Source organism: Amycolatopsis orientalis DSM 43388 (assembly GCF_000411975.1).
Classification (GTDB): domain Bacteria; phylum Actinomycetota; class Actinomycetes; order Mycobacteriales; family Pseudonocardiaceae; genus Amycolatopsis; species Amycolatopsis orientalis_D.
Genome location: NZ_ASXG01000195.1, coordinates 36,934 through 56,437 on the forward strand (window position 1 = coordinate 36,934; position 19,504 = coordinate 56,437).

21 protein-coding genes are annotated in these 19,504 nt (G+C 70.4%); 16 read left to right on the forward strand and 5 right to left on the reverse strand.

Annotated elements, in window-relative coordinates; translation table 11 throughout:
* The first annotated feature begins 12 nt into the window (after positions 1-12).
* Entirely contained in the window at positions 13-525 is a 513-nt protein-coding gene (locus tag L942_RS39785) for a nuclear transport factor 2 family protein (protein ID WP_037370471.1), read from the forward strand.
* A 7-nt stretch (positions 526-532) separates the two neighbouring features.
* Entirely contained in the window at positions 533-2,044 is a 1,512-nt protein-coding gene (locus tag L942_RS39790; RefSeq protein WP_037370472.1) for a class I adenylate-forming enzyme family protein, read from the forward strand.
* 74 nt (positions 2,045-2,118) lie between these two features.
* On the opposite strand, the gene L942_RS39795 is transcribed toward L942_RS39790, so the two are convergent.
* A complete protein-coding gene (locus tag L942_RS39795) occupies positions 2,119-2,946 on the reverse strand; it encodes an LLM class flavin-dependent oxidoreductase (protein ID WP_037370474.1) in 828 nt (275 codons plus the stop codon).
* A gap of 224 nt (positions 2,947-3,170) precedes the next feature.
* Positions 3,171-3,620 carry a MerR family transcriptional regulator gene (locus L942_RS39800; RefSeq protein ID WP_051166555.1) on the reverse strand — a complete coding sequence of 150 codons (450 nt, stop codon included), beginning with the start codon at positions 3,618-3,620 and terminating at the stop codon, positions 3,171-3,173.
* 68 nt (positions 3,621-3,688) lie between these two features.
* Here L942_RS39800 and L942_RS39805 point away from each other — a divergent pair, with 68 nt between their 5' ends.
* Entirely contained in the window at positions 3,689-5,137 is a 1,449-nt protein-coding gene (locus L942_RS39805; protein WP_051166556.1) for an MFS transporter, read from the forward strand.
* Positions 5,138-5,204: 67 nt separating this feature from the next.
* Here L942_RS39805 and L942_RS39810 read toward each other — a convergent pair whose 3' ends face one another.
* Positions 5,205-6,059, reverse strand: a complete 855-nt coding sequence (locus L942_RS39810; RefSeq protein ID WP_051166557.1) for an amidohydrolase family protein — start codon at positions 6,057-6,059, stop codon at positions 5,205-5,207.
* A 54-nt stretch (positions 6,060-6,113) separates the two neighbouring features.
* Between L942_RS39810 and L942_RS39815 the strand changes: the two genes are divergently transcribed.
* From L942_RS39815 to L942_RS39825, 3 genes are read left to right on the forward strand one after another with little or no spacing between them, the layout of a single operon-like run.
* A complete protein-coding gene (locus L942_RS39815) occupies positions 6,114-6,875 on the forward strand; it encodes a GntR family transcriptional regulator (RefSeq protein ID WP_051166558.1) in 762 nt (253 codons plus the stop codon).
* A gap of 11 nt (positions 6,876-6,886) precedes the next feature.
* Positions 6,887-8,146: an MFS transporter gene (locus L942_RS39820; protein ID WP_037370476.1), complete on the forward strand. Its 1,260-nt coding sequence runs from the start codon at positions 6,887-6,889 to the stop codon at positions 8,144-8,146.
* The gene (locus L942_RS39825) at positions 8,143-9,567 is read left to right on the forward strand and encodes a GntP family permease (protein WP_037370478.1); all 1,425 of its coding nucleotides are present in this window, start codon (positions 8,143-8,145) and stop codon (positions 9,565-9,567) included. Before L942_RS39820 ends, L942_RS39825 begins: the two co-directional genes overlap by 4 nt.
* Before the next feature lie 136 nt (positions 9,568-9,703).
* On the opposite strand, the gene L942_RS39830 is transcribed toward L942_RS39825, so the two are convergent.
* Positions 9,704-10,741, reverse strand: coding sequence for a M48 family metallopeptidase (locus L942_RS39830; RefSeq protein ID WP_037370480.1), 1,038 nt, complete (start codon positions 10,739-10,741; stop codon positions 9,704-9,706).
* Between the two features lie 159 nt (positions 10,742-10,900).
* Between L942_RS39830 and L942_RS39835 the strand changes: the two genes are divergently transcribed.
* The 8 genes from L942_RS39835 (at position 10,901) to L942_RS39870 (ending at position 17,379) form a co-directional block, all read left to right on the forward strand.
* Positions 10,901-11,758, forward strand: coding sequence for an SAM-dependent methyltransferase (locus L942_RS39835; RefSeq protein WP_037370482.1), 858 nt, complete (start codon positions 10,901-10,903; stop codon positions 11,756-11,758).
* 470 nt (positions 11,759-12,228) lie between these two features.
* Complete coding sequence (locus L942_RS39840; protein WP_158684604.1) at positions 12,229-13,098, forward strand: hypothetical protein; 870 nt, start codon at positions 12,229-12,231, stop codon at positions 13,096-13,098.
* Between the two features lie 126 nt (positions 13,099-13,224).
* The gene (locus tag L942_RS42410) at positions 13,225-13,485 is read left to right on the forward strand and encodes a helix-turn-helix domain-containing protein (protein WP_063695845.1); all 261 of its coding nucleotides are present in this window, start codon (positions 13,225-13,227) and stop codon (positions 13,483-13,485) included.
* 269 nt (positions 13,486-13,754) lie between these two features.
* Positions 13,755-14,072, forward strand: coding sequence for a hypothetical protein (locus L942_RS39850; protein WP_037370484.1), 318 nt, complete (start codon positions 13,755-13,757; stop codon positions 14,070-14,072).
* Positions 14,073-14,192: 120 nt separating this feature from the next.
* Complete coding sequence (locus L942_RS44710; protein ID WP_037370486.1) at positions 14,193-14,498, forward strand: hypothetical protein; 306 nt, start codon at positions 14,193-14,195, stop codon at positions 14,496-14,498.
* 310 nt (positions 14,499-14,808) lie between these two features.
* Complete coding sequence (locus L942_RS39860; RefSeq protein ID WP_051166559.1) at positions 14,809-16,710, forward strand: hypothetical protein; 1,902 nt, start codon at positions 14,809-14,811, stop codon at positions 16,708-16,710.
* A gap of 13 nt (positions 16,711-16,723) precedes the next feature.
* Entirely contained in the window at positions 16,724-17,074 is a 351-nt protein-coding gene (locus tag L942_RS39865; protein ID WP_037370488.1) for a hypothetical protein, read from the forward strand.
* Between the two features lie 29 nt (positions 17,075-17,103).
* Positions 17,104-17,379, forward strand: a complete 276-nt coding sequence (locus tag L942_RS39870) for a hypothetical protein (protein WP_037370489.1) — start codon at positions 17,104-17,106, stop codon at positions 17,377-17,379.
* Positions 17,380-17,386: 7 nt separating this feature from the next.
* On the opposite strand, the gene L942_RS39875 is transcribed toward L942_RS39870, so the two are convergent.
* On the reverse strand, positions 17,387-18,331 hold the full coding sequence (locus L942_RS39875; protein WP_037370490.1) for a hypothetical protein: 945 nt from the start codon (positions 18,329-18,331) through the stop codon (positions 17,387-17,389).
* A 92-nt stretch (positions 18,332-18,423) separates the two neighbouring features.
* Here L942_RS39875 and L942_RS39880 point away from each other — a divergent pair, with 92 nt between their 5' ends.
* Together L942_RS39880 and L942_RS39885 are read left to right on the forward strand one after the other, a co-directional pair.
* Positions 18,424-19,026, forward strand: a complete 603-nt coding sequence (locus L942_RS39880) for a TetR/AcrR family transcriptional regulator (protein WP_037370491.1) — start codon at positions 18,424-18,426, stop codon at positions 19,024-19,026.
* A 37-nt stretch (positions 19,027-19,063) separates the two neighbouring features.
* Positions 19,064-19,498, forward strand: a complete 435-nt coding sequence (locus tag L942_RS39885; protein WP_037370493.1) for a HutD/Ves family protein — start codon at positions 19,064-19,066, stop codon at positions 19,496-19,498.
* The last annotated feature ends 6 nt before the right edge of the window (positions 19,499-19,504 follow it).

Below are 19,504 nucleotides of genomic sequence, written 5' to 3' on the forward strand. Positions count from 1 at the left end.
GATCACTGACTCATGACCACCATGCGACCGGACGCGGCGCTGACCCGCGACGAGATCATCGCGCGCAATCTCGAAGTGGTGCAAGAACACTTCCACAACGAAAACCCGGACGACGTCGACAAGGCGATCGCCCTCTACGCCCCGGAAATCTCCTGGGAGGCCCCCAGCCGCGGGCTCGTCTACACCGACCACGGCAAAGTCCGCGAGGGCTACCTGGGGATCTTCCGCACCCTGCAGTTCCACTCCTTGACTTCGCTGCGCCGATTCGCCACCGAGAATTTCGTCTTCGACGACGCGATCGCCGACGTGACCGTGGTCGGCGACGAGATGCCCAACCTGCCCTTCCCCGTCGGCACCCGGGTCAGCGCCCGCATCGTGCACTGCTTCGAACTCAAGGACGGCAAAATCACCAAGGAGATCGCCTACGAGATGTGGCGCGAGGACGGCGGCCCGCTCGTCAACGACGCGATCCCGCCGGGCTCGCCGGTGGAGTACTTCCCCGAACCGGGCGACGCCGAAGGCTGACGGCACGATGAACGTGGCAACTTTGCTGGCAGCCAGCGCGCGCCGGGTACCGGAACGGGATGCCTGGCGCCACGGCGACCGGTCCGCGAGCTACGCGCTCGCCCGCGACCGGATCGCCCGCCTGGCCGGAGGGCTCCGGGCGCTCGGGCTCCGCCCCGGCGACCGGGTCGCCCTCGTCCTGCCGAACGGGCCCGACCTGTTCGAACTGCTGTGGGCGACCTTCTGGGCCGGGCTCGTGACGGTGCCGCTCAACCGCCACCTGCACCCCCGCGAGGTGGCATTCGTCCTCGCCCACTCCGGAGCGAAACTCGTCGTCGTCGCGCCCGAAACCGCCGACGCGGCGAGCAGCGACACCACCGGCGCCACTGTGCTCCGCACCGACACACCGGCCTACGAGGCGCTCACCGCCGGACCGCCGGTGCCGGTCGCCGAGGTGCGTCCCGACGACCCCGCCTGGATCTTCTACACCTCAGGGACCACCGGGCGGCCGAAGGGCGCCACCCTCACGCACCGGAACCTGCTGAGCATGACGCTCAACTACTACGCCGGCGTCGACCCGGTTCCCGACGACGCCGTTTTCCTCCACGCCGCTCCGCTCACCCACGGCAGCGGGATGTACCTGCTCCCCGCCGTGGGACACGGAGCGGTCAACGTGATCTCCGCGGCCGGCAGCTTCGACCCGGCCGACTACCTCGCCCTCGCCGAAGCCAACCAGGTCACCCATGGAGCGTTCCTCGCGCCCACGATGCTGCGCCGGCTGACCGACGAAGTCCGAGCCGGTACCGCACCGAAGCTTCCCCGGCTGCGCAGCCTCGTCATCGGCGGAGCCGCGCTCTACCAAGAAGATCTGCAGGAAGCACTCGACGCCTTCGGCCCGGTCATCACCCAGATGTACGGGCAAGGCGAGGCGCCCATGACCATCGCGGTCATGAAACCGGACCGGATTCCCCGCGACCGCGCACACCCCCGCCGCCGGTCCTGCGGCCAGCCGTTCACCGGCGTCGAGGTCCGGGTCGCCGACGCCGACGGCGCCGAACTGCCCACGGGCACGACCGGAGAAATCCGGGTTCGCGGCGACGTCGTGATGGCCGGCTACTGGTCCGATCCGGCCGCCACCGCCGCCGCTCTAGACGACGGCTGGCTGCTGACCGGCGACGTCGGGCACGTCGACGAACACGGATTCCTGTATCTCACCGACCGGTCGAAAGACGTCATCATCAGCGGCGGCTCGAACATCTACCCGCGCGAGGTCGAAGAAGTCCTGCTCGCGCACCCGGCGGTCCGCGAAGCCGCGGTCGTCGGCCTCCCCGACCCGGAATGGGGCGAGAACGTCGGCGCGTTCGTCGTGACCAGCCCAGCCGCCGAGGTCACCGAAACGGAACTCATCGCGCACAGCCGGGCGCACCTGGCGTCCTTCAAGAAGCCGAAATCCATCACCTTTCTCGACGAGCTTCCGAAGAACGCCACCGGGAAGATTCTCAAACGCGACCTGAGGAACCTTCGCTCCGGAGGCGATTAAACCGATGCGCGGGACGGGAGCCGTCCCGGTCGGATCTAGCCCGCAATGGGGTGAATCCTCGTCCGCAAGGCGGTCTACCGTCCGGCCAGCTCAGCCACGACCGGAGCGAGCGGGCCGGCGGCACCGGCGCCGAAGACGAAGTAGGAGAAGCCCATTTCCTCGCGCCGCCGCAGGATTTCCTCGGCCGCGGCCGAGGGATCGCTCGGGAGGTACGCCACCGAATCCGCGGCTCGGACGGCGGCCACGTCGGTGTCGGGTCCGGTCATGAACGCGGCGGCGGAATCGCCGATCACGGGAACGTGCAACGCCAGTTCAATTCCGCGGCGATTGTCGAATTGCCGTACCCGCTGCGTCGTCTGCGCCCGGGTCTCGATCTGCGGCATCACGAACGTCACCGTGTCGGCGAGTTCCGCCGCAACGGCCTGCGCCTTCGGGCCGCCCGCGGCCACCACGACCGGAGTGTGCGAGTCCGGACCGTCCAGTTCTCGCAAGGCCGCGATCACCTCGCGGACCTGTTCCGGCCGCTGGCTCACGGCTGTGTCCGGCAGACCGAGGTCGCGAAGCTGGTCGGAGATCCCCGGACGACCGGTCCCGATGCCCATCTCGAACCGCCCCTCGGTGAGCACGGACAACGAGTGCGCCTCCCACGCGGTGCTCCACGCCGGCCGGACCGGGGACGCATACACCCAGGTGCCCACGCGCAAGCCGGTGACCGTCGCGGCGACCGCGAGCGCGGGGCCCGGCGCCGGCTGCCATTCCGGCACATCGGGCATCAAGATCGTCGAATAGCCGCTGTCGGCCAGGCCGCGCAGCTGATCGCGCCAGGACGGCAAGTCGGAGGTGATCGGAGCGACCGCTCCGAACCGCAGCGGCCTCGTTTCGCGGTGGGTCGTGCCAGCCATCGTGATGCCCTTTCGTCGCGGCCCGGCGCCTGTCGCCGGACCTTTTGCCTCTTCTACGAACGGGCCATGGCGGTTTCGACACCCCTTGACCGCCGGGGTTTCGGCGCTAGCCCCAGCTCCGGCACGAGCATATGCGTTCGGCCTGGCCCGGGCCGGAATCCGCGGTGCCTGCCGAAGCATCTCAGCCTGCCGAAACAGCGCCTGTACTGTGCGCGCGTGCAGGCCTAGTTCCCGGAAAAGTCCGGGAGCGCGCCAGTCGCCAGATACTCGTCGACCGAGGCGGCGAGGTAGGGACATTCGTCGGCGGGATGGTCGCTGGGGCAGCGCAGCAGATGGGCAAGCGTCGCGCGAGCCGAAGCGAGCTGCGCCAGTTGCCGGTCGCACGCGGCGATGCGGTGCTCGACCGCACCGCGCCAGTCGGCGTCGTCGGTGTTGCCCGCCAGGAATACGCGGATCTCCTCGAGGCTCATCGCGGCGGCGGCCTGCCAGAGCTGGACCATCGCGACGCGGCGCACATCGGCCTCGTCGTAGCGGCGGCGGCCGGACTGGCGGCCGCTCGGGCTGATCAATCCGCGCTTCTCCCACCACCGCAGGGTGGACACCGGAAGGCCGAGCCGGTCGGCGACCTGTCCGATCGAGTACGTCCCCGGCCGCGAGCCGGTCGCGCTTGACATGAAGGCGACTTTAACTCGCACCGTAGACCCGGTCGCAAGTGAATATCGTTGCCGATAAGGCGGGGTCGATGAGCACCAAAGCGGGATGGCGGGTTCCAGCAGGGCTGATCCTGGGGCCGTTCGTGGCACTGCTGGATCTGAGTATCGTGACGGTCGCGCTGCCTCGGATGGGCGCCGATCTCCATGCGGGCACCGCGGGGCAGCAGTGGATCGTAGACGCGTACGCGGTGTGCCTGGCGGCGTTGCTGCTGTCCGGCGGCACACTCGGCGATCGGTACGGCCGCAAACGCGCCTATCTGATCGGGCTGACGGTTTTCACTCTTGCCTCGGTCGCCTGCGCCGCGGCGACGGGCATCGGGATGCTGATCGCGGCGCGGGCGGTGCAGGGGGCGGCGTCCGCGCTGGTGATGACCGGCTCGCTGTCGCTCCTGGTCCAGGCCTATCCCGATCCCGTGCAGCGAGCGCGGATGCTCGGCCTGAACGGGATGATCGGCGGATCCTCGATCGTGTTCGGCCCGGTGGCCGGCGGGCTCCTGGTCGACGCCGTCGGATGGCCGACGATTTTCCTGATCAACCTGCCGATCGGCGCCTGCGCGGTGTGGCTGGTCCGGCGCGCGATGCCGGAAAGTTCCGACCGCGAGCACGCCGCGCTGGATCCGGCCGGGCAACTGCTCGGGCTGACGTTCCTGGCGACGCTCACCTACGGGCTGATCGAAGGCCGCGACCTCGGCTGGGCGTCGGCCGCGACGATCGTGCCGCTGGCGGTCGCGGCGGCCGCCGGCGCGGGATTCGTCTGCGTGGAACGCCGGCTGGCCAAGCCCATGCTGCCGATTGCGGTGTTCGCCGACCCCCGTTTCACCGTGCCGAACGTGGCCTCTTTCGTGCTCGCGTTCGGCACGACCTCGGTGTTCATCCTGCTGTCGTGGTTCCTGCAGGACGTCCAGCATCGCTCGCCGAGAGCGGTCGGGCTGCTGTTCATTCCGTTGAGCGGGGTGATTTGCCTGGTGGCGCCTCTGGCTGCGCGCTGGTGCGCGCGATACCGGCCCGCCAGCGTGATGATCGCGGGCTACACCGTTTCCGGCATCGGACTGCTGGGGCTGCTTGCCCTCGACCAGAACAGCGGGCCGCTGGCGGTGTCCGGGTTCGGCGTGGTGCTCGGCGCCGGGATGGGTGCTTCGATCGCTCCCACTCAACTGGCCGGCGTGCTCGCCCTCCCCCGACAGCGCTCGGGACTGGCTTCCGCATGCATCGCCACCACCCGACAGGCCGGAACGGCGGTGGGCGTCGCGGTTCTCGGCGTGATCATCACCAGCGCCGCCGGCCCGCCGGAGCAGCCGGGCTATCCGGCCGGCTTCGTGCACGGATTGCACTTGGCGGGCTTGGTTTCCGGCGTGCTCACCCTCGCGACAGCCGCGCTCGTCGCCGTCACCGAACACCTGCGCAAGCGAAAGGCCGCGAAGACCTTCGCCGATCGCGCGGAAGCACCGGACAAGTCAGCCAGCGTCGAACCGCGCTAGCGACGGCTTGGGTTTTGGCGGCTGACAGTTCTCCCGGAATCGGTTGGCTCGCGCACCAGGCGCACGCCTACGGCCGGAGCACGCCCCCTTCGTTCGCGACCGGACCGGACGCGGAGCTGGCACGGGCCGCACCTGGCACCGGGGACCAGTGCAGGAGCCGGGCCGGGTTGTGCGCGACGGCGGCGCGGAAGACCTCGTCGCCGACCCGACCTCGCAGCCAGGCAAGGCAAGCGGCATAGGTTTGCTCGTGCTCGTAGCGAGTCCAGGGCCAGTCGCTCCCCCAGAGCAGGCGATGCGGTCCGGCTTCCGCGAGGAGCCGCTCAAGCATCGCGGCGGCCGCACTGGGGTGCGAACGGTAGGGTGCGCTGGCCTTGATCCACACGTGCTCGTGGCACGCGAGGCCGAGCACAATGCGTTCGGCTTCCGCGGAAACGCCGGGAAGTCCGAAGTGGTCGAGCACCACCGCCGAAGGCCAGCGCCGGAGTGCGGGCGCGAGCGCGGTCCACTGCTCGCCGCGGGCTTGGACCTCCAGGTGCTGGCCGCGGCGGTCGAGCTCCGCCCCCAGCCGCCGCCACCCGCTGGTGTCCAGGTCGGGAACCTGGCGGCCGATCAGGTTGAGGCGCACCCCGGCCACCCCCTCGACGCGAAGCGGCGACAGGTCCCGCGGCTCGTCCGGGAGGACCACCACCGCGCGGAGCCGACCGCGGAGCCGGCTCAGGCAGTTCAGCAGGAATCCGTTGTCACAGCCCAGAAAACTGGGCTGGACCAGCAGCCCGCCCGCGATCGCGTTCCCGTCCAGCAGGGTCAGGTACTCGGCGAGGGTGGCGTCGTAGTCCGGCACGTATCGCGGGTTCGCCGCGGTGCGCAGCGCACGCCGGAAGACATGCGCGTGCCCGTCGATGGCAGCGGAAGGAAGGACCACGCGCCGAGCATATACCTCTAGACCTATAGAGGACTATCTGTCATAGTGCCGGACATGGCTGACGAGGCAACGACGCCCTCCCCCGGGCGCGCCGAACTGGAGGCGCTCGACCCCCGGCTGCCGCTGCATGCCCGCCTCCGCGAGGTGCTGGTGGCGCGGATCGAGTCGGGCGAGTGGACCCCGGCCCGCCCCTTGCCCGCGGAAACCGTGCTCACCGCGCACTACGGCGTCGCGCTGGGCACGATGCGGCGCGTGCTCGGCGAACTGGTCGAGCAGGGCATGCTGGAGCGCCGGCACGGCAGCGGCACCTTCGTCCGGCGGGCGAAGCTCGACTCGTCCTTGTTCCGGTTCTTCCGCTACGGCGACAGCCGGACCGACGCGCCGGCCAGCCGGATCCTCACCTTCGACCAGGCCGCGTTGCCCGCCGAAGCGGCCGAGGCGCTGAGCGAACCCGTCGGTTCGCCGGCCCTGCACCTGCACCGTCTCCGGTTGCGCGACGACGAGCCAGTGCTTGTCGAGGACATCTGGCTGCCGCTGCCGCGGTTCGCGTGCCTCGCCCAACGCCATCAGGACGAGCTCGGCGACCTGCTGTACCCGGAGTACGAACGGGAGTGCGGGGTCGTGATCGCCTCCGCGGAGGAAATTCTCACCGTGGGCACCGCGAGCGCGGGCGACGCGCTGCTGTTGCGCTGCCGCCGCTCTGATCCGGTCGTGTTCATCGAGCGGACCGCGCGCACCCACGACGGGACCGCGGTCGAATGGCGCCGCACGGCGGGCAAAGCCGCCGATTTCCGCTATCGCGTCGAGATCCGGTGAACGGAGCTGCCATGTACGGATGGTTTCGGGCAGCGCCGCCCGCCGGCCGGCGCGCGTTCGTCGCGACCTTCGGAGGCTGGGCGCTCGAAGCGGCCGACGCCCAGATCTTCGGACTCGTGCTGCCGACGCTCCTGGCGCTGTGGCACCTGAGCGAGGGACAGGCCGGCCTGCTGGCGTCCGCGACGCTGATCTGCACCGCCGTCGGCGGCTGGCTCGCGGGCATCGCGTCCGACCGGTGGGGCCGCGTCCGCGTCCTGCAGGTCACGATCGCCTGGTACGCCGTCGCGACCGCGCTGGTGGGCTTCGCGGGCGGATTCGAGTCGCTGCTGGTCACGCGCTGCCTGCAAGGTTTCGGTTTCGGCGGGGAATGGGCCGCCGGGGCGGTGCTGATGAGCGAGTACGTCGGCAGGCGGTATCGCGGCCGGGTGCTCGGCGCGGTGCAGAGCGGATGGGCGGTCGGCTGGGGGCTGGCGCTGGTGGCCTACTCGATCGCGTTCGCCGTGCTGCCGCCGACGTGGGCGTGGCGCGCGATGTTCTGGCTCGGCGTGCTTCCGGCACTGCTGGTCGTGCTGATCCGCCGCGGGGTGAGCGACCCGCCGGTGTACCGGCGGCGGAAAACCGCGTCGTGGGCGGAGATCTTCCGTCCGGGCCTGGTGCGCGTGACGGTCTTCGGCGCGCTGCTCGGGCTGGGCAGCCACGGCGGGTACTACGCGCTCACCACGTTCCTGCCGACGTTTCTGCGGAAGACCCGCGGCCTGACGGTGCTCGGCACGACGGGCTACCTCGCGGTGTTCATCACGGCGTCGTTCCTCGGTTACGTCGTTTCCGGGATCATGTCCGACCGGGTGGGCAGGCGGACGAACATCATCGGGTTCGCGGTGCTGTGCCTCGTGTCCCTCGTGCCGTTTCTGTTGCTCCCGTTGAACAACACGGCCATGCTCGTGGCCAGCGCGCCGCTCGGGTTCTTCTCGGCGGGCATCCCCGGCGGGCTCGGCGCGCTGTTCGCCGAACTGTTCCCCACCGAGGTCCGCGGCGGCGGGCAAGGGTTCTGCTACAACCTCGGCCGCATCGTCAGCGCGGCTTTTCCCGCCGCGGTGGGATTCCTGTCCGCACAGATCGGGCTCGCCACGAGCATCGCCGTCTTCGCGGGCGCGGCGTACCTGCTGGCCATCGTCGCCGCCTCGAGCTTGCCGGAGACGCGCGCGGACGGCCTGCCCGACGCGTCCACAACCCCGCTTCGCGCTGATACCTCCCGGAAAGGTGCCCGATGACCGCGCACACCTGGCCGCTGCTCCTCGTCCTCGCCGCCGCGATCGCGGTGCTGTTGCTCCTGATCAATTCGCGGCTGCGGTTCCATCCCTTCGTGGCGCTCATCGTGGTGTCCGTCGCCGCCGGCCTGGCCGCCGGCGAGCCGCTGTCCAAACTGCCGGGGTCCATTGAGGACGGTGCGGGCGGCACGCTGGGCAGCATCGGCATCCCGCTCGCGCTCGGCGCGATGCTGGGCCGGCTGCTCTCGGAAGCCGGGGCCACCGACGCGATCGCGAAAGCCGTGCTCGCCCGGTCCGGTCCCCGTTCGCTGCCCTGGCTGGTGACCGGCGCGGCCGTCGTCATCGGGATCCCGATGTTCTTCGAGGTCGGCCTGATCGTCTTGCTGCCGCTCATCTTCAGCATCGCCCAGCGGCTGGACGACGAGGGCGGCACCCATGGTTCGCCCTACCTGCTGCTCGGTGTCCCGGCGATCGCCGCGCTGTCGACCCTGCACGGGACCCTGGTGCCGCACCCGGGCCCGCTGACCGCGCAGAGCGGACTGCACGCGAACCTCGGGCTCACCATCGTCGTCGGGCTGGTGTGCGCGATCCCCGCCATCATCGTCTCCGGGCCGCTCTACGCGCGCTGGATCGCCCCGCGGCTGCCTCAGGTGCGGCCCAGCGCCGCACTCGTCGAGCAGTTCACCTCCGTCGAACCGAAACCGGCCCGTACCGGCAGCGGACCGCAGTCGCCGAGCGCGGCCGACAGCCGGCGTGGGCCGAGTGCCGGGTTCGCCTTCGCCGCGGTGCTCGTCCCGGTCGGCCTGATGCTGTTGCGCACGCTGGCCGAGCTCACCCTCGCCCCCACGAATCCGGCACGGAAGATCCTGACCTTCACCGGGGAGCCGATCCTCGCCATGCTGGCCGGTTTCCTGGTCGTGCTCGCCGGCACCGTTTCCCCGCTGCGCGCCCGCGGCGTCGACGTGCGCGAGGCGCTGACCGACAGCCTCCGCTCGATCGCCGGGATCATGCTGATCATCGCCGGCGGCGGAGCGTTCAACCAGGTGCTCAAGGATTCCGGCATCGGCAAGGCGATCGCCGCGGCGGCGACTGGCGCGCATCTGAACCTCATCGTGCTCGGCTGGCTGCTGGCCCTGCTGCTGTCGGCCTCCACCGGATCGGCGACCGTCGGCATCGTCTCGGCGACCGGCATCGTCGCCCCGCTGGCCGGCGCGGGCGGAAGCCTGCAGACGTCGCTGCTCGTCATCGCCATCGGCGCCGGTTCCATCGGCCTCAACTACGTCAACCACGCGGGTTTCTGGCTGGTGAAGGAATCGTTCGGGATGAGCCTGTCGGAGGCGACGAAAACGCATACCGTGGTGCAGACGCTGGTGAGCGTGCTGGGCCTCGGCATGGCCTTGCTGGTGTGGGCGGTCGCCGGCTGAGGCCTTCCGCTGGGCGCGGTTTCTCCGTTACCTGTCGCGCTCGCAGCTGCCGCGATTTCCTCGTCGGCGAAGGTGTCCGGGTCGGCCGATGCGGTTACCCAGCAAAGGGTTCCGCCTTGCCCGACAGTCCTTCGCCTCAGGATTCGCCGTTCTCGGAACCCCCGCCGAACTTGGCCCACACCTTGCTCGCCGTGTCCGCGACCGTTTCTCCGACTTCGGTGAAGACCTTCGTCAGCGGATCGGCCGAGGCCGTCCAGGAATCCTTGTACGATTTCGCCGCGGATTTGAGGTCGTCCTTCCAGTCCGTGGCCGGCGCGTCGTCGTCGCGGCGGGGGTAGTCGCCGGTCAGGATCGCGCGGTATTCCTCCGACGCGGCCCATTTCTGCAGCTGCGTCGCGCGGACCACGGCGAACGGGTGGGTTTCCGTCTCGACGTGCTTCAGCTTCAGCAGGCTGTCCCGGATGTCTTCGCCCGCTTCGTATTCCGCTCCCTGCTGGAGGAAGGACGGGATGTCGATGCGGGACGGGTCGAGGCCGCCGGCGAGCTGGATCTGGGCGCGCAGCGCGGCGGTCGGGTCCTGGCCGCAGAGCAGGCCCGCGCGGTCGCACGACAGTTCCGCTTTCCGGTACCACTCGCTCAGCGCCGCGATGATCGCCCGGATGCCGAGCGCGCTGACCGGCGTCCAGGACATCGACATCTGGAGGTTGACCAGGCGCACCATGATCGTGCGGTAGACCGCGTGCCCGGACAGCACGTGCCCCATTTCGTGGCCGATGGCGAACCGCAGCGATTCCGGGCTCATCTGGTCGACGAGCCCGGTGCTGATCCGGACGAACGGCTCGTCCATGCCGAGCGTGGACGCCTGCATCCGCGGGTCCTGGTAGACGAACAGGTTCGGCACGGCGGGGAGATCGAGCGTCTCGGCGCATTCGCGGCGCAGCCGGTCGAGTTCCGGGTACTGCTTCGGCCCGACTCGGATCGACGAGGCCAGCGCCATCAGCCGCTCGCCGCGTTCGTTGTAGAAGCCGGAGACGGCCTTGATCACCTGAGCGAACCCGGGCACCGCGCGCAGGGTGGCGAGCGCGCCGCGGTCCACCGGGTGTTCGTAGGCTCTCGGGCTGATTCCCGGAAAACGCACCGCAGCGCGGCGCGCGGGTTCGATTTCCTCAGTCATGGCTCCCCCAATGAAGTCGTTGCCCGCAGCCTACTCAAAGCCGATCACCGGCCGGTCCGGCGGCGCCGCGATTCGACCGTTTTGCCGGACCGTGAGACCCGGCGGCTCCGCGGGACCGGCCGGATTGGATACGATGGCTGACGACTGCGGGGAGGCAGCGTGGCGCAAGGACCTGAAGAGCCCATTCCGGGCGTCGACCTCGACCGGCCAAGCGTGGCGCGGGTCTACGACTGGTATCTCGGCGGCACGGCCAACTGGGCCATCGACCGCGAGTTCGGCAAGATGGTCCTCGCGGCGTTTCCGGCCGGGAAGTACTGCGCCCGGGCCAACCGCGCGTTTCTGCACCGCGCGGTGCGGCGTCTGGTGCGCCTCGGCGTGCGCCAGTTCGTCGACATCGGCTCCGGCGTTCCCACGATGGGCAACGTGCACCAGATCGCCGACGAGGTCGCGGAGGATTCCCGCGTCGTCTACCTCGACCGCGAACCCGTCGCGGTCGCGCACTCGCGGATTCTCCTGGAGCGCCACGGCGACCCCGAACGCCACGCGGTGATCCAGGGCGATCTTCGCGAACCGGAAAACCTCTGGCAATCCGTCGCGGACACCGGCGTCATCGATCTCGACCGGCCGCTGGCCTTGCTGGTCACCGCGGTGCTGCACATCGAGCAGCCCGGCCCGGACGGGCGCGACCTCGGGCCGGAGGCCATCGCGCAATACCGGGAAATGCTCCCCTCGGGGTCGTATCTGGTCTTGTCGCAGATCACCAATGAGGGACTGCCGGAGGACCTCGCGAAGCAATTGCGCACGGTCATCGAACTGTACGACACCAATGTCAGCAAGCACGTGCTGCGCTCCGCCGCGGAAATCCGCGCCCTGTTCGGCGACTTCGAGCTGCTGGACCCGGGCGTCACGTGGACCGCTGCCTGGCATCCCGAGGAAAGCGGACCGGACACTCCCGTAGTCGACTTCGCGCATCCGAGCGAGGCGGCGATGCTGGCCGGGGTCCCACGCAAGTCCTGAGCGACCCGGAAACCGTTGCGGCGCAACGGGAAGTTGATCATCGCCGAGACACCCGGAGCGTTGCTCGAGTACCCGGCTGTTTCGCGGTTACACGTCCTTCTCCCGGGAAGTTTTTGTTACCTGGCACACCGCTCCGCGAGCATCCACAATGGACGATGGGCTCGATGTCGCTCACAAGGGTGACCTCTTCGTGAATTCCCGTGGAAGCGCGCCGGTTCGCTCGGCGGCGGCCACCACCGGATTTGATCTCGGCGGCGTTCGCGGACGACCTGCCGAACTGTCCGTCCCACAAGGACACCGCAAGCCGCGGCTAGCGATCAAATCCTTGCCGGATAACGAGATTCGAGGCGGTTGCCTACCTCCGAGCCGCGGTGTACACACGGCCAGGTGTCGGGATTACCAAGGTTGCCGCCAGCCGCGCTGGCACCCGGTCGGTGCGGCTGATTCCCGTGCCGCATCAGCCCGCGTGGATGGTGCGGCTGCTCGTCGCGCTCGGGCTGCTGGCGGGAAGCTGGCTGATCGGCGCCCTCGTCGGCGGAAGCTCCGCAGCGGCCGATCCGCCGGACGGGAAGTGTCCGGTGCCGGTGCTGCGGACGGGCGGGATCTGCCAATTGGCGGGCCCTGCTTCGAAAGAGGCATCGGCGGACCGTCTGTCGGCCAAAGCCCGCGATCCGAGCACGGACGGCCAGGCTGGACGCCCGGAAGGCGAGGAGGCTGCGCGCCTGCCGGACATCATGGGCGTGGGCAAGCAGGTGCTGGACAGGACGACCCGGACCGCGCTGAGCCACCGGACGGTCTCGGCGGTGCCGAACAGGCAAGCGCGCCAGCTGCAGTCGGTCACCGACGAGATTCGGGCACCGGTCGAGAACACTGTCCGCCTGGTCACGGACGAGTCGCACAGCTCCGGCGTCGCCCATGCCGCACAGTCGATCGGCAACCGGATCCTCCCGGCTCCTTACCCGGACCGCGTCCAGCCAATTGCCAGAAAGCCACCCTCCGCGGGCGGTGTGCGTGCAGTCACCGCTCCCCCGGTCGGCAGGAGAAACGACCGGGCCGCTCCCCGCACCGCACCGCGAAGCAACTCCACGCCGAGCCCGCACAAATCCAGTACCGGCGACGGCGCCGAAGGGCTTCCCGCACAGACCAAGGCTTCATCCTGCGCCTCACTGGCTCCGGCCGGTGACGGCGCGACGTCGAGTCAGGCTGGCGTCGGCGGGGTCGTCGCGCTGGTCGTGAGCACTGGCCGCGTGGCACCGCGCAGCCCGGCCGGAACGCCGGGCGCACGATCGCGGAGAAGCCCGCGCTCGATGGCGGATCTGCCGACCGTTTTCCCTGACTGACCAGGGCCGAACCCCCTCGCGCGCCGCGCCCGGCGGTGCGCGGTTTCCCTCGGCTTGCTGTGTCCTCCCGGCGACCTGCCCGGAGCGGCCCGGAGCCTCCGACCCGACGAGGAAGGTCCTGTCCCTATGGAGTGGAACTTGCGGCTGGCCGCGGCCCGGCGCGGCATCTGGACCGCGACCGACCTGCGTACCCGCCTGGCCGCGCATGGCCTGGCGGTGTCCGCCGGGAAGATGTCCAAATGGTGGTCCGGGCGACCGGCCAGCGTCAAACTCGGCGACCTGGACGCGCTGTGCGCGGTGCTGGGCTGTCCGGTGGACGAACTGCTCGTGCCCGAGCGAACGAGCCGCCCGCGGCTGACGCCGGTGCCCGCGCGCCACGCCCGCTGACCGCGAGCAAAATTTGTCCCTGAATCGCGAAGCGCTGGGCTGGCTCCCGTTTCAGGAATTCCGAAACAATGTCCGGCACGCTGAACTCTCCTCACTTTCCCTTGCCGGTCACGAAAATCCGGGGTTTGCCCCCGCTTCGCGCGAGGTGTTACAAAGGGGTCGCCGCATTCGCGGGACCCGGGAAATACCCAACCGAGCGTCTTCGCACGGCGGAGAGCTCTTTTCCGGGATTGATCGAAAAGAAAGATCGAGAACGAAAAAGGAGCATCATGGATTCGGTGAAGTTCGAGGAACTGGACGCGCTGGCCGCCGAGGTGCTGCCGGAGCGCGCGGTGCTGGGCATCGTGTCCACGCCGTTCAACAACGCCGGCGGCGGCGCGAACGGCTCCGCGTCGAGCAGCTCGGCGGCCGCCTCGGGCGGCAACACGGTCGTCTACGACGGCGGCAACCACGGCGCCACGGCGCTGTCGGCCTGCCAGTCCTCGCACTCCGAGGGCACCCCTGGCCTGACCGGGACGCTCGGGCTGGGCTCCAACAACCCCGGCGAGACCATGAGCTGCACCCCGGCGGCCGTGTCCAGCTACTGAGCACGGTGACCGCCCCCGTCCAGGCGGGCCGAGGGACACCCGCGGGGCGGAGCCGGCCGTTGCCCGGCCCCGCCCCGTGCGGCCGAAACCCCAGACGACAGCGGAAAGAAGGCGACCACCGTGCATCAAGCCAAGCCCATCGCGGGGTCCGCTCCGGCGGACGCACGTTTCGCGGCGCTGGACGCGCTGTCCGGGGAGGTGCTGCCGGCCCGCACGGCGCTCTCCGCGGTCACCGGCAACCCCGCCGCTCCGACGGCCGACCCGGGCCGCTACGCGGTGCCCGACGGGCACGGCGGGACCGTCTACTACGCCTGCCAGACCACCCACAGCGAGGGCAGCGGCGGAGTGGTCGGGGCGCTCGGGCTCGGCCAGCCGCCGTCGACGACCACGAGCTGCCTGCCGGCCGCCGTCGAGAGCCACGGATGACGCCGCGCGCAGTGGCCTGATCCGGATCCGCTTGCTCACGCGGGGAGCACCGGCAGCCAAACCGCGGCCGCCGCTGACCGACCGCACCGGGCACCCGCAGCGCTGGTGCGCGCGAAACTCCCGCAGCCACCAGCCGCCGCTGACCGACTCCGCCCGCCCCACCAGGCACCAGCAACGTCGCTCGGGCAAAGCCCGCAGCAGCCAACACAGACAGCACCGGCGTAAGCGAAATCCCGAACCTAGGCGAACATCCGCACCAGCCGCTGTGCACCCGCCGCCAGCGAAGACCTCAGCCCCGGAGAGGACCGTCATGTGCCCGCATCCCGGACTTCCCGCCACCGCGGACGACGCTGCCGTGCCTGCCGCTCCGGGCGGCGAATCCGAAGCGGCGGCACGGATCGGGGAAGCCGGGCCGGTCGGGTTGCTGCCGGACACCGAGCCGGTCGGGGAATTCCGGGGCAGCGGGTACCGCGAGCCGCCGCTGCTCGTCACGCGCACCGACGGGCAGCTCGTGCGGCTGCCCGCGCTGCTGTACCTGATCGTCCGGCTGCTGGTCGCCCAGCAAGCCTTCGTGCCGGCGGACCCCGAGGAGACCGGACACCGGGACGACGCCGGCACTTTGGCGAAGGTCGCCGCGGCCGCCAGCGAGCAGTCCGGGCTGCGGCTGGAAGCCGAGCACCTCGCGTACCTGCTGGACCGCAAGCTCGCCCCGCTCGGACTGACCACCTACGCCGACGGCACCGTCCCGGAACTGGCCCGGCACAACCCTTTCCTCGCCTTGCGGGTGCGGGTCCAGGTGCTCGCCCCGGCGGCCACGTGGGTCCTCGGCGGGATGCTGGGGTGGCTGTTCTTCCCGGTCGTGATCGCGCTCCTGCTGGCCGCGGCCGGCGTCGCGGAGTGGTGGCTGCTCGCCGGGCACAGCGTGTCCGACGCGATGAGCAGCACCCTCGCCGACCCGATCGGCGTGCTGACGGTGCTCGGCCTGGCGGTCGCGTCGACCGGGTTCCACGAATGCGGGCACGCCGCCGCCTGCCGCTATTCCGGTGCCGTGCCCGGCGGGATGGGGGCCGGGATTTACCTGGTGTGGCCCGCTTTCTACACCGACATCACCGATACCTACCGGCTCGGCCGCGCCGGGCGGCTGCGCACCGATCTGGGCGGCGTGTACTTCAACGCGATCTTCGCGGTGGCCCTCGCCGCGGCCTACTTCAGCACCGGGTGGGCACCGCTGCTGGTGGCGGTGCTTTCGGTGAACCTGGAGATCGTGCAGCAACTCCTGCCCACGCTGCGTTTCGACGGCTACTACCTGATGGCCGACCTCGTCGGCGTCCCGGACCTGTACCGCTACATCGGCCCGATCCTCTCCCACTACCTCCTGCGCCGCCCCCGCGACGAGCGGTTGGACGCGTTGAAGCGCTGGCCGCAGACCGCCGTCACGACGTGGGTGCTGCTGATCGTGCCCGCTCTCGCGCTGGAGCTGGGCTATCTCGCCTGGCAGGTCCCGGGATTGGTGCGCACCGACGCGCAAGCGGCGTCCGGCCTGATTTCCCGCGCCGCGGCCGATCCGCATCCCGTCCTGGGCGCGATTTCCGCGGCGGTGCAGATTTTGCTGCTGGCGTTGCCGATCGCCGGGATCGTCGCGATCGCCTGGCAGCTCGGCCGTGCGATGTGGCGGCTGGCGCGGCGACGCCTTCCCGGACTGTTCCTCCGGAGCACCGACGGACCGGAACCGACCCGGCGACGCCGCCTGGCGTTCGGCGCGCTCGCCGCCGCGGTGGCGATTCCCGTCGGCGGAGGGGTCGGCTGGGCGTTGGGCGTCCTGCCGGGCAATCAGCCGGGGGAACCGGCGGCAGCCAACCCGGTGCCCGCGATGCCCCGCTCAAGCCCGCCCGCCGCACCACCGCCGCCTCCTTCTTCCTCTCCCGCACCCGCTCCGGCGCCCACCCCGTCGGACGCGGTGGCGGCGAGGGAAACCGCTCCGGAACCCCAGCCCCAGGCCGAAACCCACCGCCCGGTCCAGCGCAGCACGGTTCCGTCCCGAACTCAGCGTGCGGCTGCACCGACCGAGCCGGCCGGGCACCGCGACACCGGCGCCCCGGCCGCACCGTCCACTTCGGACGGAAACAATGCGCCGGCCGAAAGCGGACCGCCGCCGTTGTCGCCGACCAAGAGCCCGTCCTGCCCGCTGCTGGGCGTCTCGATGAATTGCTGAGGAGTTGGTTGCCATGCCCGTACCGCGCACGATCCACCGAACGGCGTTCACCGTCGCGACCGCACTCGCCGGCGGAGTCCTCGCCGCCGGGACCGCGGCCGCGGACGCCTCGCCGCCGCTGTCGAATCCGTTGAACCGCTCCGCTTCCGCGACGGCCACCAGTTCCGGCGGAGCCGCGCACGCGGTGGCGCAATGCCCGTCCGGCTATCAGGTCTCGTCGGGCGGCTACGCGGTTTCCAGCTACGGACCCACCGTCTACACGAACCGGCCCACCGACGACGGCACGGGCTGGGAAGTCTACGCGAGCGGAAAAACCGAGAAACCGTTCCAGCTCAAGGCATACGCCCGCTGCACGCTGGTCTGACCCGCCCACGGAACGAAAGGTGAGTTGTCATGTCCGATACCCCTCGCTGGTGCCGAATCGCGACGGTCGCCGCCGGTGCGGCACTGACCTTCGGCGCGATGACCGCGACCGCCGGCGCGACGCAAGCGTGTCCGATGTCCGTCCCGGCGGACCAGGGAATCCACGGCTGCGGTCCGATTCACCGCGACCCACCGGCGCCGGCTCAGCCAGGTTCGCCGGAACAACTGGCCCAGATCCTGCCGACGGTGAGCGTGCCGGCGAACGGCACTCGAGCGCAGCCCGGGCCGGGCGCTCCGGCGCGGTGAAGCCGCTTCACGGATGCAGTTCCGCCCGCAGCAGCATGGCGTTGCGGAAGATCCCGTCCGGCGGGGCGGTCGTGCCGCCGTCCGTGGTCACGTAAAGCACCCGGCCCTCCCCGCCCGGCGCCCAGGCCGCACTGGACGGCCCGACCAGGAGTTCGTCGAACGGCTCGCCCGCGATGTGCCGGACTTCGCTGCCGTGCCGCGGAACGAGCGGCACCCGGTCGAGCGTGTTCGCGCGATGCCTGGTGACGTAAGCGAATCCGGCCTCCTCGTCGAGGGCGAAGTCGTCCGCGTTGTCGATCGCGGCCACGAATTCCGCACCGCCGGCCGGTTCCAGCGTGGCCGGGTCGACCGGGACGCGCATGAACACTTTCTGTGCGGTGGACGTGTAGTAGAGATACTCGGTGCGCGCGCTGTACCGCACTCCGTTGACGCCGGGTTGGCGCGGCGGAGCGACCTCGGCGTCCGGGTCGTCGGCCATGGTGTCGTGCTCCAGCCAGACCCGGGCCCGCGCGCTCCGGGCGTCGGCATCCAGGTCGACGCGCCAGATCAATCCGGCGAAGCAGTCGGCGACGGCCAGCACTCCGCTGCCGAGCAGACAGCTGCCGTTGAGTGCGCGCACGCGGTCGTCGAAGGTGTAGATGATTTCCGGAGCGACCGGCTCCCCCGGTGTCCATCTGGTGAGGTCGAGCCGGACCAGGTGCGATTCGTGGGTGGTGTACCCCTCGGTCAGGCTGAGCACGAAAACGTCGGGCCGGACTTCGACGATCCCGGTCACCGGGTGGTCGAAGCGGTGCACGAGAACGGGGCCCGGCGCGAGCCACAGTTCCTGCTGCAGAAGGACGGTGACCAGCACTGATCCGTCGGAACGGACGGCGAGGTTTTCCGGGAAGTACTTCTCCGGGAAGGACGCGACCGGGGTCAGCGTGACGTCGGGGACGGGGGCCATGGGCATGCGGCACTCTCCACATCGTAAAAGAGGACGGACATCCGCTTTTCTTTTACGGTAGGCTCGGCACCCCGGAGTGTCAAGGCGAGGAGCGCGCGGTGCCGAAGGTGAGCCAGCAGTACAAGGACGACCAGCGGGGCGAGATCCTGGCCGCCGCGCGCCGCTGCTTCCTCCGCAACGGCTTCCATCGCACGTCGATGCAGGACGTCTTCGCCGAGGCCGGCAAGTCCGCGGGCGCGGTCTACCGGTACTTCCCGAAGAAGGAGGACATGATCGTCGCGGTCGCCGCGCAGAACCTCGACGACGTCGCCGCGGTGCTGCGCGCCGCCCTCGCCCGCGGTTCCGGCGAGAACGGCGTCGGCGAGGTGATGGCGGAGCTGCTGGAGGCCGTGGCCGAACTGCACCGGGACCGGCAGCTGGCGAGCATGGCGGTGCTGGTCTGGTCGGAAGCCCAGCGCAACCCCGAACTCGCCGACCGCCTCACCGCCGCGTCGGCCGAGATGGGTGCCGAAGTGGCCGGTCTCGTGCGCCGTCGCCAGGAGGCGGGCACGTGGACCGGAGCACCGGCGGACGCTCTCGCGCAGGCGATTCTGGCGTTCCTGCCCGGGTTTCTCTTCAACCTGGCACTGTCCGGGCCGGACGGCGTGGCCGGTTTCCCCGACGCGGTCCGCACCCTTTTGGCGAGCGGAACCAGCCGGTGAGTTTGCGTCCGCGGCGAGGAACGGGTGAGATGCCCGGATGCTCAACCCGTCCGAAGTCAGCCCGGTCCCCTGGCGCAACGGAGCCGGCACCACCCGCGAACTCGCCGCCGACACCGGTCCCGATGGGGAACCGCGGTGGCGGGTCAGCCTCGCCGACCTGCTCGAAGACGCGCCGTTCTCGTCGTTCCCGGGAATCGACCGGCTTTTCACCGCGCTCGGCCCGCTCCGGCTGACCGTCAACGGGTCCGCGACCGACCTCGAGCGCGGCGACCAGCTCCGGTTCGCCGGGGAGGACGCCGTGACCGTGGCCCTCGATCAGCCGGCCCAAGCCCTCAACGTGATGACCCGGCGCGGGCTGTACCGAGCCGAGGTCGTCCTCCGTTCCCCGGCGGAGACCGGCGCGGACGGAGCGGTCGCAACCGTCGACCTCGGCGAGCAAATTGCCGAAGTTTTCCTCTCCGCGCTGGCATGATGCAGC